The sequence below is a fragment of the Streptosporangium longisporum genome (assembly GCF_039534895.1).
GTDB classification, from domain to species: domain Bacteria; phylum Actinomycetota; class Actinomycetes; order Streptosporangiales; family Streptosporangiaceae; genus Streptosporangium; species Streptosporangium longisporum.
This window is the reverse complement of record NZ_BAAAWD010000015.1, coordinates 234294-250654: the sequence shown is the minus strand read 5'-3', so window position 1 is coordinate 250654 and position 16361 is coordinate 234294. Positions and strand designations below refer to the sequence as shown.

Below are 16361 nucleotides of genomic sequence, written 5' to 3'. Positions count from 1 at the left end.
CTGTTTCAAAGGCAGGTGAGCCAGTCGTTGATGGCGGCGATATGGATGGTGGCTTGGTAACGGACGGCGAGCTTGTCGTATCGGGTGGCGAGAGCGCGGTGGCGCTTGAGCCGGTTGATACCGCGCTCCACGGTGTTGCGATCGCGGTAGTCGATCCGGTCGAAGGCCGGAGGCCGACCGCCTCGGCTGCCGCGTCGTAGCCGTCCTTGAACCCGGTCGGCCGGTTCGGGAATCGTGGCGCGGATACCGCGCCGGCGCAGGTGAGAGCGGATGGCTTGGGAGGAGTAGGCCTTGTCCGCCCGTACCCGGTCCGGACGGGTCCGCGGCCGTCCCGGCCCTACTCTGGGCACCTTGATGGCGGCCATGACCGCCTCGAACTGCGGTGCATCTCCGCGCTGGCCGGCGGTCAGGACCAGCGACAACAGTTTCTGGCCCTGCTCGCACGCCAGGTGCAGCTTGGTCGACAGGCCACCGCGAGAGCGGCCCAGCGCGTGATCGCCGGGTTCGGTCTCCACCCCGCCGGGCGGCTCGGCCTGCCGGTCTGCTGTCCTTGATGCCCCGGCCGCGTGCTGGTGGGCTCGGCAGATCGTGGAATCGACTCCCACCTGCCAGCCGATCAGCCCTTGGGCATCGCCGGCGGCCTGCAGGCCGCACACGATCTGCCGCCAGGTACCTGAGCGCTGCCACCGGCGAAACAAGGAGTACACCGCCTGCCAGGAGCCATAGCATTCGGGCACGTCCCGCCACGGTGCTCCGACCCGTACCCGCCACCGGATCCCGTCGATCAGCTGTCGTTTGGTCCACCGCGAGGGCCGCCCCGGCCTCTTGGCCGCCGGCAGCAGCGGTTCCAAGGCCGCCCATTGCGCATCGGTCAGATCGAACCGCCGCGTCACCGCTAGGGTGGTCACGAGATCTCCGGTGTTCAGGTTCTTCTTGGTCGTTGAACCCTCTACCGGAGATCTCTTTATTTAGCGATCGTTACACACCGCTACATACCGGACTTCGAGACAGGCCTTAGGCGTGGTGTTCGAGCCAGCGGGCACGGTGGTGCTCCGCGCGCTCGAGGGCGAGGTCGCGGGCATCGGCCGGGACCGTCTCCCGTGACCACTCGTCGAGGCGCCGCGCCATTCCGGCGGTGAACGTCTCGCCCGCGGCGGTCAGCCGCCCGCTGCCGTGCAGGGTGCCGGTGACCAGGCGCGCGGCCTCGCGCCACCGGAAGAACTCGGCGCCCGCGTGCACGGCGGCCGCGCCCTGCTCCAGGTGACGCTGGCGTCCCCAGAAACCGGCCACGCCCAGGAAGGCGTAGGCCCCCTGGAGCAGCCCGGGAACGGGCCGGGGGTCCTCGCGCCAGGGGGCGTAGTAGCGGGAGCCGTCGTCGGGGAGGGTCAGGGGGACGAGGTCGAGCAGGGCGGAGAGCTTCGCGTGCTGGGTCTCGTGCGTCAGGGTGACCGCGAGGGTGGTGGCGTCCGGAGGTGTCGAGAGCGCGACGCAGCCGAACGTCTCCCGCGAGCTCGAACTCGTCTGGCCCTGGGCCGGTGCGGCCAGGGGGGTGAGGACGGTGATCGTCGTCGACACCTCCCGCGCCACGGCCTCGTGGTGGCGGACCATCAGCTCCCAGGCGCGGTCGAGCGTCGACTGCCACCGGGTGGTCTCGTGCTCGGTGAGACGCGTCCCGATGTTCGCCGTCCCGGGCATCCGGTAGGGGTCGAGGTCGTCGATGAGGAGGCTGAGCGGCATGCCACCGGCCTGGGTCGACAGCGACCGGAGGCCTTTCCAGCCCGGGGCGTCCCGGTGAGGGTGCCGGGGGATCCGGACGATGACCCCATCCGCCGCCACCTCGGTGCCGTCTGCGGCGCACTCGACCGTGGCCGTGGAGACGGTGGGGGAGAGGATCGCCTGGCCCAGGGAGGGCAGCGTGACGACCCCCTTCACGGCCGGCACGTCGATCTCGCAGGCCGTACCGGACCGGATCGCCGCCGCGGCTGCGACCGCCGCGAGCTGTCCCGGTGCCGCGTCCGCGTCGCCGCCGTCGAGCATCTTCACCGTGCGGCGCGCCCAGGCGCCGACCGAGGGGTGACGCAGGACCGTGCCGACCACCTCCGGGTGGCGGCGCTGGACGGCGGCGAGCAGGTCGTAGGCGCGGCGGGTGACGTCGGCGTCGGGATGGCCGTTCGCCCGCGCCGCCTCCAGCACCCCCCGCACCAGGAGGATGTGCTTGCTGTGCTGGGCCGCGGAGAGCTCGGTGAGCACGGCGATCCCCCCACCGCCCTCGGCCAGCTCGGAGAACTCCTCGACCGGGATCCGGTGCTCACGCAGGTTCATCGTGACCTTCACGCTCTGTTCCTTCGATCGGGACGTGCTCCTGACCGTGTCAGGCGGTGCGGGGCGCATTGAGACGACCGTTCCCGCCACGATATCCATGCCGCTGTCCTGACGCAGGTTTTGAAGCCCGCCCGATGCGATTTCACCGCGTGTCGCAACGGCCCCGCGGGCGGGCCTGATCCCGTGTTTGATCGGTGCCCGATCGCGCTGTGTAATGGCGGGGGCGGCCCCGGGGACGAGAACCCGTCGCCGTGCGTGGACCGTCCGTACGGCCCGGTGGACGGTGCGCATAGTGTTTCGCGGGCTTCGTTTCTCCTGCGCCGGTCCCGGAAAGCGTGAGAAGGGTGTTCCATTTGTCGGATAAGTCTAATTTTAGGCTGTCGTTTCCCGGGGGGGTTTTCCCGGAGACGCTCGATGTTCCGGGGCTGCTGTCCACGGGATGGCGCCCCGCATCTTTCCGGCAATTCATCCTGAAGATACACAGCAGGTGTGATCTCGCCTGTCGGCATTGCTATGTGTACGAAATGGCGGATCAGTCCTGGAAGGCCCAGCCGCGGCGGATGTCCACGGCGATCGTCGACCGCACGGCGAGACGGATCGCCGAGCACGCCCTCACCCACGAACTGGCCGAGGTCGAGGTCGTCCTGCACGGCGGGGAGCCGCTGCTGGCGGGGCCCGACCTGATCTCCTACGCCGTGCGCACGATCAGACGGGAGGCGGCCGAGGTCGGAACCCGGGTTCATGTCGGCGTGCAGACCAACGGACTGCGGCTGGACGAGACCTATCTCCGGCTCTTCGACGCCCTGGAGATCGGCGTCGGCGTGAGCATGGACGGCTACGCCGAGGGGCACGATCGGCACAGGCGCTACGCCGACGGCAGGGGGAGTCACGCGGCCGTGACGGCCGCGTTGAGACGTCTCACCAGCGGCCCGTACCATCGCCTGTTCAGTGGCCTTCTCTGCACGGTCGACGTGCGCAACGATCCGATCGCGACCTATGAGGCGCTCCTCGAATTCGATCCGCCCGCGATCGACTTCCTGCTCCCGCACGGCAACTGGTCCACGCCCCCGCCCGGGCGCGTCCCCGGATCGGCCGACACGCCGTACGCCGACTGGCTCATTCCGATCTTCGATCTCTGGTACGGATCGACCGGCCACCAGACCGAGGTCCGGCTGTTCGGGGAGATCATGCGCCTGCTGGCGGGCCGCGCCTCGCGGAGCGAGACGGTCGGGCTGTCGCCCGCCCGGATGGTCGTCGTCGAGACGGACGGCAGCATCGAGCAGTCGGACATCCTCAAGTCCAGCTACCACGGGGCCGCCGCGACCCGGCTGCATCTTCTCCGTGACTCCTTCGACGCCGCGCTCACGCACCCCGCCATGGTCGCCCGCCAGCTCGGCGAGCTCGCGCTGGCCCCCGTCTGCCTGGCCTGCGACCTCCGCTCCGTCTGCGGCGGAGGGCTGTACGCGCACCGCTACAGCGAGGCCGAGGGGTTCCTCGGGGCCTCGGTCTACTGCCCCGACCTCTACCGGCTGATCACCCACATCCGCGACAGGTTCGCGCGCGACGTCGCGGCGCTGAAGGCGAGCCGGTGAGCGGTGGTCCGCCGGCTCGCCGGAGGCGTCCTTCCGGCGCCCCGGCGGAAGAAGGGGCTCGCGACGCGGACGTCGCCGAGGGCCGGTTCCGGGAATGCGGCGTCCCTCGTCGCACGAGAAAGGAACGATCCGCATCAGGGGAAAACCGCATTGCGCTTTTCGGATGTCTCGAATTCGGGCGTCGATGGCCGGTCGTTTGATGTGACGTGAAATGAGCGCGCCGCGGTGAAGGAAATTCAAGATCGGTCACTCGGGGTGGCGCCGAAGCGAGAGCATCTCCGGCGTGAAAAGCGTAGTGATCGTTTTTCGTGAGAGGACCGCCATTGCCCGTGCGGGCCGATCCCGGTGTCCGCGGTGGCGCTTCGCGGAGCGGATGCCGAATGATCCGGGGGCCTTTCCGTCCGTAACGCAGGTGAAAGAAGGAGTTTTCTTCCAGGGGGCTGATCGTGCACATAGAGTCGGGTGATATCGGATTCGTCATCGTGTCCGCCCTCTTGACCGTGAGGTGGTGCCCTGCGTGCATGACATGGGGGAGGCCGAGTGGGAGCGTCTGCTCGACCAGCTGGAAAGCGGAGACTGCACGCCGTTCCTGGGGTCGGGGGCGTGCGTGGGGGCCCTCCCGACGGGAGTGGCGCTGAGCCGTGAGATGGCCCGGCGATGGGAATACCCCTTCGACGACGATCACGACCTTCCCAGGGTGACGCAGTATGCGGTGATGAAATACGGCGACCCCCTTTACGTCAAGAAGCAGGTCTGCGCCGAGCTGAAATCAGGGCGCGAGCCCGACTATCTCCACCCGCTGGAGCCGCACGGCCTGCTCGCCGAATTTCCCCTATCGGTGTATCTCACGACAAACTATGACAACTTCATCGCGCGCTCTCTGCGGGGCGTGGGAAAGAATCCGAACACGGCCGTCTGCCCGTGGAACGAGGATCTGGAGTACGCGGAGGAGTTGTTCGAGAGCGAGGACGGCTGGAATCCGCGGGCCGGCGCGCCGCTCATCTACCATCTCCACGGCAGCCTGCGAGATCCGGCGTCGGTCGTGCTCACCGAGGACGACTACCTGGAGTTCCTCACCAGCCTCGCGGCCGGGGGCGTCGAGGGCGACAAGAGAATCCTTCCCCCCTCCATCCGGGCGGCTCTGACCACGCGTTCCCTGCTGTTCGTCGGGTACAGCCTGCGGGACTGGACCTTCCGGGTGCTCTTCCACGGGCTGTTGAAGACGGTGTGCGGGGTCAACCGCCGCAGGCATGTGAGCGTTCAGCTCACCCCGTCGCTCGTCAGCGCGAAGACGGACGTCCGCGAGGTCAGACGCTGGCTGGACAGGTATTACGAAAGCTCACAGATCTCCATCTTCTGGGGGACGGCGGAGGAGTTCTGCGGCGAGCTGCGCCGGCGGATGGGCCCGCCGTCATGAGCGTGGGCCACCCCGGTCGTCGAGCGGCCCCACGCGGGCCCGCGGGCGTCGCGCCGCCGGGGCCGCTGAAGAGCCCAGGTCCGGTCCGCCCTCGTGCTCCGGTGATCCCCGTCGGGCGTGCCCTCCCCGCGAGACGTCCGCGGGGAGGTCCGTCGCACAGGTCAGGCGGGAAGCTGGGCGTCCAGCCGGTAGCCGTCCACGGTGACGTAGACCTGGTCGCCCGGGCGGGCGTTCAGGCGCATCAGCACCGGCTGCAGCGAGTCGAAGACCGGGTGGTCCCGCCAGACCAGGACCACCGCGTTGTCGCCGGGGCCGGTCACCGAGAGCAGCGTGCCGGGACGCATGCCCAGGCGGGTGGCGTACCCCTCGGGGACGGCCACCGGGCCGCCGCGCAGGTGGTCGCTGGTCACCTCTATGCGCTGCCAGCGGCTCGGGTCGGCGGACGGGCTCGCGGGCGGCGGCATCGGGGCCCGCCTGCTGGTGATCAGGTGAGGCCGGGTGTTGCCGGCGGACAGGGCCGAGAGCGTGGCCAGGGCGGCGCGGGGGTCGATGGAGCTCGCGCTGACCTGCGGGACCGGCTGGCCACCGCGGTGGTGGTGGCCGTTGGCCCCCGGCGTACGGCGGGGCAGCTGCCGGGCGGGTTCCCCGGCGGCGGGCTCCTCGTGGGAGGGCCGCTGCGCGGCGCTGACGGCCAGGGCGTCCAGCCAGGCCTGGGCCGAGTGGGCCCGGATGCCGAGCTGGTGCTCCATCAGCACGACCGCGTCGGTGTCGGCGGGCTTGTTCGCCAGCAGGCGGCGGGTCCGGTCGCGCAGGCCGCCCAGGTCGCCCACGACGAGCCAGTCGTCCTGGAGACGCCGGTCGGGCATGAGCGTGACGAGCACCCGCCAGAGCGGGGTGCGCAGCGTGGGGACCTCGATCGGGTGCGCGGGGTCGGCACCGATGAGCTGCTCCTTGGTGGCGGCGGCGCCCAGCCACTCGGTCAGCCCGAACATGTGCCCGGTGAGCGGCGCGGACTCCGAGGAGCGCAGCCACAGCAGGATGCGCTCCTCGGCGGCGCGCTGGGCCACCGACAACGCGTCGCGGTCGGCGTTCAGCTTGTGCGCGAGCGCGCGCAGGCTGATCGGGTCGACCGCGAAGAGCCGTTCCACCGCGACCGCCCGCTCCAGCGGGCCCCAGTCGCGGAACATGTTGTCCACCAGCCGTACCAGCGGGTACTCGCTGAGGTCGACGCGCGGCGCGGCACCGGACGCCTCGGGTGCGGGCGCGGGTGGGGCCGCGGAGGCCGTGGCAGCGGCGGGGGGCGACAGGAGCGCCGGGGGCCGGACGCCGCTCCTGCGCGGGCTGCGGCACCTCCGGCGCCTGCGGCCCGGCCGGGGCCTGCGCGGCGGCCTGTGCCGGGACCTGTGCCGGGACCTGCGCCGGGATCCGGGGCACGGACGGCTGCGCGGGAGCCGGGGACTGCGTCTGGGCCTGCGTCTGCGTCTGGACCTGCGTCTGGGCCGGGGTCTGGGACGCGGACGGCGCGGACGGCGCGGCCTGCTCGGCGATGCCCGGGATGCGGCTCAGCACCTCGCGGAACATGGCGGTGACCACCACCTCCGGGGAGGGGGGCATGGCGGGCCCGCTCAGGTCTCCGGCGGTCAGCCTGCGCAGCCGGGCCCAGCCGCCGAGCCCGGCGACGGCCGAGCGCGCCTGCTCGGGCCAGCCGGGCAGGGTGGGGTCGACCGTGTGCACGTGCAGGGCGGGCAGCACGTCGCTCAGCGGCAGATGGTCCCAGCGGGACAGCGAGAGCCGGGCCAGCCTGTCGCAGACCCAGTCGAGCCCGGCGGCGCCGAGGGCCTTGGACAGTGTGACCGACGACCACCAACCGGCGGGCAGCCGGGGATCGGCCAGGGCTTCGGCGACCTGCTGGGGGCGGCTCCAGCGCAGGGCCGGTACCAGATCACTCAGGCAGATCGATGACTCTGCATCCATCGGCTGACCGCAACCTCCCCAAAGTGACGCGTGTGGCTAGTGGTGCAGCTTACGCCGCAAGCTATCAATTGGTGTTAAGAGGGTAAAGCTCGTTGGTACCCAAATCAGACGGAACGACACGCGGCCGGCCGCCCAGAACCGTCACGGCCTCCGCGCCTGCGCGACACCCCGCCTCGAGCGCGGCCTCGTCGCCGGCCCCGCCGAGCAGGGCCGTCAGCAGCCCGGCGGCGAACGCGTCCCCCGCTCCAATGGAGTCAACCACCTCGGTGGCGAGCGCGGGAAGGCGTGCGGCCAACTTTCCGTCCCTGGCCATCAGCGCGCCCCCGGAGCCGAGCTTCACCGCGGCGGCGCCGTAGTGCAGGCTCAGACGCCGCGCGGCCTCCTCGGCGTCGTTCTCGCCGGCGAGCAGCAGCGCCTCGTCCAGGTTGGGGATGATCAGCCGGGCCGCGGCGGTCTCCAGCATGAACCGCTCGGTGCCGAACGAGCGCAGGAACCCGGTCGAGGCGGGGTCCACGCTGATCGAGACACCGCGCCGGGACGCCTCGGCCATGGCCAGCCGGGCGAGCTGCAGCCCGGGCTCGGCGAACAGCGTGTAGCCCGACAGGTGCAGGTGGCCCACGCCCTCCAGCAGGCTCTCGTCCCAGTCGCCCGTGCCGATGTGCCCCCCCGCGCCGCGGTTGGTGAGCATGGACCGCTCCCCGGTCACGTCGACCATGGCGATCACCACCGCCGTCGGCCGGTCGGGGTCGACCCGCAGGTGCGCCCGTACCCCGGAACGGCGCAGCTCGGCGGCGTGCCAGTCGGCGGTGTCGAAACCGGCGCGGGTCAGGATCCGGGCGTCGGCCCCCAGGCGGGCGGCCCAGGAGGCGGTGTTGGCTCCGGAGCCGCCCGGACGCAGCACGATGTCGGCGGCGGTGTCGGTGCCGACGGCCAGGCCGGACCGGGCGGACCCGGCGTGCAGCGCGACGACGTCGGTCACCACGTCGCCGATGATCAACAGGCCGTTTCCGGTCACGGCGTCCTCAGTCTCCCCGGCTCCAGCAGGTCGCGATCCGCCCGGCGAGCCGGACGTTGCCGCGCACCGCCGCCAGGTTCGCCTCCAGCGAGGCGCCGTCGGTGCCGCGTACCAGGTAGCCCAGCAGGAACGGGGTGATGGCCTGGCCGGTGACCCCCTCCTCGCGCGCCGCGGCGAGGGCCTCGGCCAGGACGCGGTCGTGCAGGGCGGGGTCGAGCTGCTCGGCCCGCGGCACCGGGTTGGCGACGATCAGCGCGGTCTGCGGCCCGCCGAGCTCGTCCTGGGCCCGCATGATGGCCGCCGCCTCGTCCGGGGTCTCGATCCGCCAGTCGATCGGCTCGCCCGAGGAGTGCAGGTAGAAGCCGGGGAACTCGCCGGTCCGGAAGCCCGCGATCGTGACCCCGCGCGTCTCCAGCCGCTGCAGCGTGGCGGGGACGTCCAGGATCGACTTCACGCCCGCGCAGACCACGGTGATGCGGGTACGGCTCAGCATGTCGAGGTCGGCCGACTCGTCCTGGCTCTCGGCCCACCCGCGGTGCACGCCGCCCAGGCCACCGGTGGCGAAGATCCGGATGCCCGCCCTGGCGGCCAGGAACGAGGTGGCCGAGACGGTGGTCGCCCCGCTCGCGCCGAGCGCGGCGGCGGCGGGCAGGTCGCGGAAGCCCAGCTTGTGCAGGCCCGGCTCACCGGCGACGCGCTCCAGCCGGTCCTTGTCGAGGCCGATGTGCGCGACCCCGTCCAGGACCGCGATCGTCGCGGGTACGGCCCCGGCCTCGCGGACGATCTGCTCCAGCTCCACCGCGACCTCCAGGTTGCGGGGCCGCGGCAGGCCGTGCGAGATGATCGTGGACTCCAGCGCCACGATCGGGGCGCCCCGGTCCAGCGCCTCGGCCACCTCCTCGGAGGGACGCAGCATGTCGGTGAGGGCCGGTCGGGTGGTACCCATGAGCGGTTCTGTCTTCCTGTCCGCGGTGATGATCATCATGCTCTTCTGGAACGGGGTAAACGACACCGTCCTCCCAGAAAGAGCAGGTTACGGCGGTTGCGGGGAGACGTCCACTCGAAGATCAGCCAACGATCACGGTGCCGGCCGGTGGGATTCCGCCGATGAGGACCGTGGCGACGCCGGCCGGGGTCAGCCGACGATCAGGACGCCGGCCAGTGAGATCCCGCCGATGAGGACCGTGGCGATGCCCCCCAGCAGCAGCGACCGCCCGCCCCGTACGAGCCGGCGCAGGTCGATCCCGGTGCCCAGGGCGAACAGGGCCGCCGCCAGCAGGGCGGAGGTCAGGCCGGGGATCGCGTCGGCGACCCCGGCGGGTACGGCGCCCAGGCTCCGTACCGCCACCGCCGCGACGAACCCGGCGACGAACAGCGGCACCACGGGCGGCCGGTGACCGGGCGTCCCGGCCGGGCGGTCCGCCGCGCCGCGGCGCAGGGCGGCGGAGACGAGCCCGACCATCGGGGCCAGCAGCAGGACCCGGGCCAGCTTGACGGCCACCGCGCTCGCCAGCACCCCGGCGCCGGCCGCCGCGCCGATGGCCGCGACCTGGGCGACCTCGTGGACCGACGCGCCGGTCCACAGGCCGAGCTGGTGGGGCGTCAGGCCCAGCGCCCCGGCGAGCAGCGGCAGCACGACGATCGAGGCGCTGCCGTACAGCACGACCACGCTGACGGCCGCGGCCGCGTCGTCGTCGTCACTGCCGGCGACCTCGTGCATGGCGGCCACGGCCGCGGCCCCGCAGACGGACACGCCGGTCGCGATCAGCAGGGACCTGCGCGGGTCCACCCCGAGCCGGGCCCCGATCCACCGGGTCGCGCCGAACGTGACACCGGTCGCGACCGCGACCACCGCCAGCGCGCCCCCGCCCAGCGCCAGCAGCTCGGGGAGGGCGATCTGCAGCCCGAGCAGCACGATCGCCAGGCGGAGCACCCGCCGGGAGGCGAACCGCAGGCCCGGGGCCAGGCGGGCGTGCAGGCCGCCGAGGTTGGTCAGCGCGACCCCCAGCCCCACCGCGAGCACGGCCGCGCTCACCCCGGTGACGGCCCGGCTCGCCGCCGTGGCCAGCACCGTCGCCACGATCACGACGGCGAGTCCGGGGACCAGCGGACGCAGGTGCTCCGTCCATGCTCTCGCCGCCCTCGCCGCCCACGACTCCGCCGTCCGGGGACGGCCCGTCCGCGGCTCCGGCGGCCGGAGGGGTTCCGTCCTCGACCGCGCCGGGTGGAGCGGGTCCCCGTGTGTTCCCGGTGGGAGGGGAGGCGTTCTTCGTGGTCCCGGCGGCCGCAGGGGTGCCGTTCGCGGCTCCGGTGGCCGGAGGCGCGTCGCCGGCACTTCCGTCCGCGGCCCCGCCGTCCCCGCTCCCGCCGTCCCCGCTCCCGCCGTTCCCGATCCTGTCGTTCGTGGCTCCGTCACCCGCGACTCCATTGTCCGTGGCTCCGTTGTCCGTACTCGTGTCGTCCGTGTCCGTGTCGTTCTCGGCCGTGCCGTGCGGGACGGCGTCGTCCCGGTCCCCGTCCTCTCCGCTCCCGCCGTCCGCGGTTCCGCCGGTACGGCGGGGCGGAAGGACGGGGGAGAGGGGGGCATGGCCCGAGTCTCGGCGGGTCTCGGCCCGGCCGGTAGCCGTCACCTCGGTGGAAGGTCATAGCCTGGCGCTATGAGCGAGCTGCCCGACCTCGAATCCCTGCGACTGCTCGTCGACGTGGACAGGCTGGGCAGTCTCGGCCAGGCCGCCCGCGCCGCGGGCATCGCGCAGCCCTCGGTGAGCAAGCGGATCTCGCTGCTGGAACGCCGCCTCGGGTTGCCGCTGCTGGAACGCACCCCCCGCGGCTCCACCCTCACCCCCCAGGGGGTGATGGTCTCCGCCTGGGCCGCGCAGGTGCTGGCGGCGGCCGAGGAGCTGATGCGGGGGGCCGAGGCGGTACGGCACGGCCGCTCCGCCCACCTGCACATCGCCGCCAGCATGACGGTGGCCGAGTACCTGCTGCCGCGCTGGCTGGGGGAGCTTCAGGACCGCGAGCCCCAGGTCCAGGTCGGCCTGGACGTGCAGAACTCGGCCGAGGTGGCGAAACTGATCGGCGGGGAGATCGAGCTCGGGTTCGTGGAGGGGCCCTCGGTGCCTCAGGGCCTGGTGTCGCGGGTGGTGGCCACCGACCGGCTCGTGGTGGTCGTCGCGCCCGGCCACCCGTGGGCGAGGCGCCGTACCCCGCTGCTCGCCGCCGAGCTGGCCGCCACCCCACTGGTCGTCCGCGAGCGCGGTTCCGGCACCCGCGAGACCCTGGACCGCGCGCTGGCCGGCCACGCCGTCGCCGCGCCCAGGCTGGAGCTCGGCTCCAACGCCGCGGTCAAGGGGGCGGCCCGCGAGGGAGCCGCCCCCGCCGTGCTCAGCGGGTACGCCGTGGAGGCCGAGCTGGCCACCGGCCGCCTGATCGGGGTGCCCACCCGCGACATCGACCTCACCCGCCGGTTGCGCGCGGTCTGGCGGCGGGGCCGCGCCCCCAGCGGACCGGCCGCCACCCTGCTGAAGATCACCCTCTCCGCCGGGCAGGAGCGCCGATGACGAACCGATCGCACCACGACGCGGTGATCGTCGGAGGCGGCCACAACGCCCTGGTCGCCGCCGCCTACCTGGCCCGCGCCGGACGGCGCGTCCTGGTGCTGGAACGCCTGGACCACGTCGGCGGCCTCGCCGTCTCGGCGCGGGCGTTCCCTGGGGTCGACGCCCGGCTCTCGCGCTACTCCTACCTGGTCAGCCTGCTGCCCTCCAGGATCGTGGCCGAGCTGGGGCTGAGGATCACGCTCCGCCGCCGCCGGTACGCCTCGTACACGCCCGTGGGGGAGACCGGTCTGCTGGTCGACGGCGGTGACGCCGCGCGGACCGCGGACTCCTTCGCCCGCGTCACCGGCGGCACCGCCGAGCTGGACGCCTGGCGGCGCTTCTACGCGATGACGGCCGGCGTGGCCGAGCGGGTGGCGCCGACGCTGCTGGAACCGCTGATGGACCGGGCGGCGATGCGGGACCTGGTCGGCCGCGAGGCGTGGCGGGAGCTGTTCGAGAGGCCGGTCGGCGAGGTGGTGGACGAACGGTTCGCCGACGACACCGTGCGCGGGGTGGTCCTCACCGACTCCCTGATCGGCACCTTCGCCGATCCGGACGACGCGGGCCTGCTGGCCAACCGCTGCCTGCTCTACCACGTGATCGGCGACGGCACCGGGGACTGGAACGTCCCGGTGGGCGGCATGGGGGCGGTCTCCGGCGCGCTGGCCGATGCCGCCCGCGCGGCCGGGGCGGAGATCCTCACCGGCGCCGAGGTGTTCGCGATCGACCCCTCGGGAGAGGTGGCCTTCCGCGACGCGGCCGGGGAGCACACGGTGACGGGGGAGCGGGTCCTGGCGGGCGTGCCGCCCGTCGTGCTCGCCCGCCTGCTGGGCGGCGCCGCCGAGCCCGTCCCCGAGGGGGCCCAGCTCAAGGTCAACATGGTGCTCTCGCGGCTGCCGCGGCTGCGGGACCCGCGCGTGGACCCCGCGGCCGCGTTCGGCGGCACCTTCCACATCAACGAGGGACGCCGGGCGCTGGCCCGCGCGTACGCGGAGGCGTCGGCCGGGCGGATCCCGTCGCTGCCCCCGGCCGAGGTCTACTGCCACTCGCTGACCGACCCCTCCATCCTGGGACCGGGGCTGCGCGAGGCCGGGGCGCACACCCTGACGCTCTTCGGGCTGCACATGCCGGCCAGGCTGTTCCGCGAGGACCCCGCCGGGGCGCGCGAGGCCGCGCTGCGCGCCACGCTCGCCTCGATGGACCGGGTGCTGGCCGAGCCCGTCGAGGACTGCCTGCTGCGCGCCCCGGACGGCACCCCCTGCCTGGAGGTCAGGACCCCGGTGGACCTGGAGACCGAGGCGGGCCTGCCCGGCGGCCACATCTTCCACCGCGACCTGTCCTGGCCGTACGAGGACGGGTCGTGCGAAGGGGGGACGTACGCCGGGAGCGGGCGTTGGGGGGTGGGGACCGGTTTCGAGCGCGTCCTGCTGTGCGGCGCGGGTGCCCGGCGCGGTGGCGGGGTGAGCGGCGTCCCCGGTCACAACGCCGCCATGGCCGTGCTCGGCTGACCCGCTCCCGCGGGGGTTCGGCCGCTGGAGGAGACCCGCTCCACCGTCCCCGGCCCGCAGGGCTGAGAGGGGCCGCTCAGGCCGGACGGGCCGGGGGACCGCTCAAGCCTCCGGGACGGACGGGCCGGACAGGACGGACGGGCCGGCCGCGGGCCAGATCCCGGCGCGGCCCAGCTGCGCGGGCAGGGGCGCGTCCAGCTCGGGCTCGATCAGGGCCGCGGCCCGTAGCAGCGCGGGCAGGTCCAGGCCGGTGCGGACCCCGGAGCGGTGCAGCAGGTAGACCAGGTCCTCGGTGGCGATGTTGCCGGTCGCGGCGGGCGCGAACGGGCAGCCGCCGATGCCGCCCGCGCTGGCGTCCAGGGACGTGGCCCCGGCGTGCAGGGCGGCCTCGGCGTTGGCGTACCCGGTGTTGCGGGTGTTGTGGAAGTGGAAGCGCAGCGGCAGGTCCGTCACCTCGCGCACCGCCGCGGTCAGCAGGCGGACCTCGGCGGGCACGCCCACGCCGATGGTGTCGGCGAGCGCGATCTCCTCGGCCCCGGCGTCGGCGCAGCGCCGCACGATGTCGGTCACCCGGTCCGGGGAGACCTCGCCCTCGAACGGGCAGCCGAAGCTCGCCCCGACGGTGACGGTGACGCCCAGCCCGGCCTCGCGGGCCCGCCCGGCGATCGCGGCGAAGGCGTCCACGGCCTGCCGGACCGACATGTTCTGGTTACGCCGGGAGAAGGTCTCGGTGGCGACCACGACGACGTTCACCTCGTCCACCCCGGCGGCCAGCGCGCGGTCCAGGCCGCGCTCGTTGAGCACCAGCCCGGCGTAGCGGACCCCGGCGGCGCGGGGGACCCGGGCCATCACCGCCTCGGCGTCGGCCATCTGCGGCACCCGCCCGGGGTGGGCGAAGCTCACCGCCTCGACGCGGCGCAGCCCGGCCGCGACCAGGGCCTCGATGTAGGCCACCTTCGCGTCGGTGGACACGATCACCGGCTCGTTCTGCAGGCCGTCCCTCGGGCCGACCTCGACGACGTCTATTTCCATGAATTGTATGCAACCTCTTGTCATTGACCTGGCATATCCCCATCATGGTGGCAGATAGACCGGAGGAATGTATACATGTCAGTGGTCGATGACCTACGCGGGCTGATCCTCGCCGGGCAGTACGTCCCGGGCGACCGACTGGGCGAGGCCGAGCTGGCCGAGACCCTCGGCGTGAGCAGGACGCCGGTCCGCGAGGCGCTGCGGCGCCTGCAGGCCGAGGGGCTCGTCGAGATCGCGGCCAACCGCGGAGCCCGCGTCGTGGAGTACCCGCGCGAGGACCTGGAGACGATCTTCGAGCTGCGGGCGCGGATCGAGGGACTGGCCGCGCGCCAGGCCGCCGCCGTCGCCACCGCCGCCGACTGCGACCGCCTGCACCGGGTCGCGCTCGACCTGCGCGACCGCGCCGAGCAGGGCGACGTCGAGGCGGTCTACCGCCTCAACGCCGACTTCCACGGCGACCTGGTACGGCTCGGCGGCAGCGCCGTGCTGGCCCAGTCGATCAGCTCCCTGGTCCACTCGCCCGTCCTGCTGCGCACCTACGGCGCCTTCGACGAGGAGGCGATGCGGCGCAGCGTCAACCACCACATCGAGATCGCCGCGGCCGTGCGGGCCGGAGACCCCGAATGGGCCGAGGCCGTCATGCGGGCCCACCTGTTCTCCGCCCGCGCGTCCCTGCTCGGTCCCCGTCACCAGGAGAACCCACGATGAGAGGCCTTCCGCTCGGAGACGTCCGGGTCGTCGAACTCGGGCAGCTGCTCGCCGGACCGTTCTGCGGGCAGCTGCTCGGCGACTTCGGCGCGGAGATCATCAAGGTGGAGGACCCGGGCCGGGGTGACCCCATGCGCCAGTGGGGCAGGGAGAAGCCGCACGGCACGTCCCTGTGGTGGCCGGTGGTGGCCCGCAACAAGAAGTCCGTCACCTGCGACCTGCGTACCGCCGAGGGCCAGGACCTCGTCCGGCGGCTGGTGGAGCGGGCCGACGTGCTGCTGGAGAACTTCCGGCCCGGCACGCTGGAGCGCTGGGGCATGTCCCCCGACCGGCTGCACGAGATCAATCCCGGCCTGGTCATCACCCGGGTGACCGGGTTCGGCCAGACCGGGCCGTACGCGCCCAGGGCGGGCTACGGCTCCATCGGCGAGGCCATGGGCGGCATCCGGTACGTCACCGGAGACCCCGACCGGCCGCCGTCGCGCGCCGGGATCTCGCTGGGCGACTCACTGGCCGCCACCCACGCCTGCGTCGGCACGCTCGTCGCGCTGCACGAGCGCGAGCGCAGCGGCAAGGGACAGGTCGTCGACTCGGCCATCTACGAGGCCGTGCTCGCCATGATGGAGTCCATGCTGCCCGAGTGGCAGCAGGCCTCCTACCAGCGTGAGCGCACCGGCCCCGTGCTGCCCAACGTCTCGCCCAGCAACGTCTACCCCACCGCCGACGGCGACTCGGTCCTCATCGCGGCCAACCAGGACAGCGTGTTCCGCCGCCTCGCCGCGACCATGGGCGCCGACGAGCTCGCCACCGACGAGCGCTACGCCACGCACGGCGCCCGCGGCGCCCACATGGCCGAGCTGGACGAGACGATCGCCCGCTGGACGGCCCTCTTCCCCGCCGACGAGCTGCTGGAGATCCTGCACCGGGACGGCGTCCCGGCCGGGCGGATCTACCGCGCCGCCGACATGTTCGACGACCCGCACTTCGCCGCGCGCGAGGCGATCGTGCACGTCCCCCACCCCGAGTTCGGCGAGCTGGCCATGCAGAACGTGGTCCCCAAGCTCTCCGAGACGCCGGGAAGCGTGCGCAGCGCCGGGCCCGAGCTCGGCGCGCACAACGACGAGGTCTATCGCGGCCTGCTCGGCCTGTCCGGCGAGGAGATCGCGCGGCTCGCCGCGACAGGAATCATCTGAC

General features: G+C 73.0%; 14 protein-coding genes. 7 read left to right on the top strand and 7 right to left on the bottom strand.

Annotated features, from left to right (window positions below):
- Positions 1 to 5: 5 nt before the first annotated feature.
- Entirely contained in the window at positions 6 to 893 is an 888-nt protein-coding gene (locus ABD832_RS27530; protein ID WP_344895986.1) for an IS5 family transposase, read from the bottom strand.
- Between the two features lie 121 nt (positions 894 to 1014).
- Positions 1015 to 2334 carry an HEXXH motif domain-containing protein gene (locus tag ABD832_RS27525; protein ID WP_344900478.1) on the bottom strand — a complete coding sequence of 440 codons (1320 nt, stop codon included), beginning with the start codon at positions 2332 to 2334 and terminating at the stop codon, positions 1015 to 1017.
- Positions 2335 to 2657: 323 nt separating this feature from the next.
- On the opposite strand from ABD832_RS27525, the gene ABD832_RS27520 reads away from it, so the two are divergent.
- On the top strand, positions 2658 to 3914 hold the full coding sequence (locus ABD832_RS27520) for an FxsB family cyclophane-forming radical SAM/SPASM peptide maturase (protein WP_413224377.1): 1257 nt from the start codon (positions 2658 to 2660) through the stop codon (positions 3912 to 3914).
- Between the two features lie 526 nt (positions 3915 to 4440).
- On the top strand, positions 4441 to 5331 hold the full coding sequence (locus tag ABD832_RS27515; RefSeq protein ID WP_344901768.1) for an SIR2 family NAD-dependent protein deacylase: 891 nt from the start codon (positions 4441 to 4443) through the stop codon (positions 5329 to 5331).
- Between the two features lie 161 nt (positions 5332 to 5492).
- On the opposite strand, the gene ABD832_RS27510 is transcribed toward ABD832_RS27515, so the two are convergent.
- Positions 5493 to 6527 carry a hypothetical protein gene (locus ABD832_RS27510; RefSeq protein ID WP_344900474.1) on the bottom strand — a complete coding sequence of 345 codons (1035 nt, stop codon included), beginning with the start codon at positions 6525 to 6527 and terminating at the stop codon, positions 5493 to 5495.
- 71 nt (positions 6528 to 6598) lie between these two features.
- Between ABD832_RS27510 and ABD832_RS27505 the strand changes: the two genes are divergently transcribed.
- A complete protein-coding gene (locus ABD832_RS27505) occupies positions 6599 to 7312 on the top strand; it encodes a hypothetical protein (protein WP_344900472.1) in 714 nt (237 codons plus the stop codon).
- Positions 7313 to 7369: 57 nt separating this feature from the next.
- On the opposite strand, the gene ABD832_RS27500 is transcribed toward ABD832_RS27505, so the two are convergent.
- From ABD832_RS27500 to ABD832_RS27490, 3 genes are all read right to left on the bottom strand, one after another.
- Positions 7370 to 8320: a carbohydrate kinase family protein gene (locus tag ABD832_RS27500; RefSeq protein WP_344900470.1), complete on the bottom strand. Its 951-nt coding sequence runs from the start codon at positions 8318 to 8320 to the stop codon at positions 7370 to 7372.
- 7 nt (positions 8321 to 8327) lie between these two features.
- A complete protein-coding gene (locus tag ABD832_RS27495) occupies positions 8328 to 9266 on the bottom strand; it encodes a pseudouridine-5'-phosphate glycosidase (RefSeq protein WP_344900468.1) in 939 nt (312 codons plus the stop codon).
- Positions 9267 to 9455: 189 nt separating this feature from the next.
- Entirely contained in the window at positions 9456 to 10406 is a 951-nt protein-coding gene (locus tag ABD832_RS27490) for a YeiH family protein (protein WP_344900466.1), read from the bottom strand.
- A gap of 571 nt (positions 10407 to 10977) precedes the next feature.
- On the opposite strand from ABD832_RS27490, the gene ABD832_RS27485 reads away from it, so the two are divergent.
- Together ABD832_RS27485 and ABD832_RS27480 are read left to right on the top strand one after the other, a co-directional pair.
- Positions 10978 to 11880: a LysR family transcriptional regulator gene (locus ABD832_RS27485; protein ID WP_344900464.1), complete on the top strand. Its 903-nt coding sequence runs from the start codon at positions 10978 to 10980 to the stop codon at positions 11878 to 11880.
- Positions 11877 to 13427, top strand: a complete 1551-nt coding sequence (locus ABD832_RS27480; protein ID WP_344900462.1) for a phytoene desaturase family protein — start codon at positions 11877 to 11879, stop codon at positions 13425 to 13427. The genes ABD832_RS27485 and ABD832_RS27480 overlap by 4 nt, the downstream gene beginning before the upstream one ends.
- 102 nt (positions 13428 to 13529) lie before the next feature.
- Here ABD832_RS27480 and ABD832_RS27475 read toward each other — a convergent pair whose 3' ends face one another.
- Positions 13530 to 14459 carry a hydroxymethylglutaryl-CoA lyase gene (locus tag ABD832_RS27475; protein WP_344900460.1) on the bottom strand — a complete coding sequence of 310 codons (930 nt, stop codon included), beginning with the start codon at positions 14457 to 14459 and terminating at the stop codon, positions 13530 to 13532.
- Between the two features lie 75 nt (positions 14460 to 14534).
- Between ABD832_RS27475 and ABD832_RS27470 the strand changes: the two genes are divergently transcribed.
- Positions 14535 to 15167 carry a GntR family transcriptional regulator gene (locus ABD832_RS27470; RefSeq protein ID WP_344900458.1) on the top strand — a complete coding sequence of 211 codons (633 nt, stop codon included), beginning with the start codon at positions 14535 to 14537 and terminating at the stop codon, positions 15165 to 15167.
- The gene (locus ABD832_RS27465) at positions 15164 to 16360 is read left to right on the top strand and encodes a CaiB/BaiF CoA transferase family protein (RefSeq protein WP_344900456.1); all 1197 of its coding nucleotides are present in this window, start codon (positions 15164 to 15166) and stop codon (positions 16358 to 16360) included. Before ABD832_RS27470 ends, ABD832_RS27465 begins: the two co-directional genes overlap by 4 nt.
- Position 16361 lies beyond the last annotated feature (1 nt).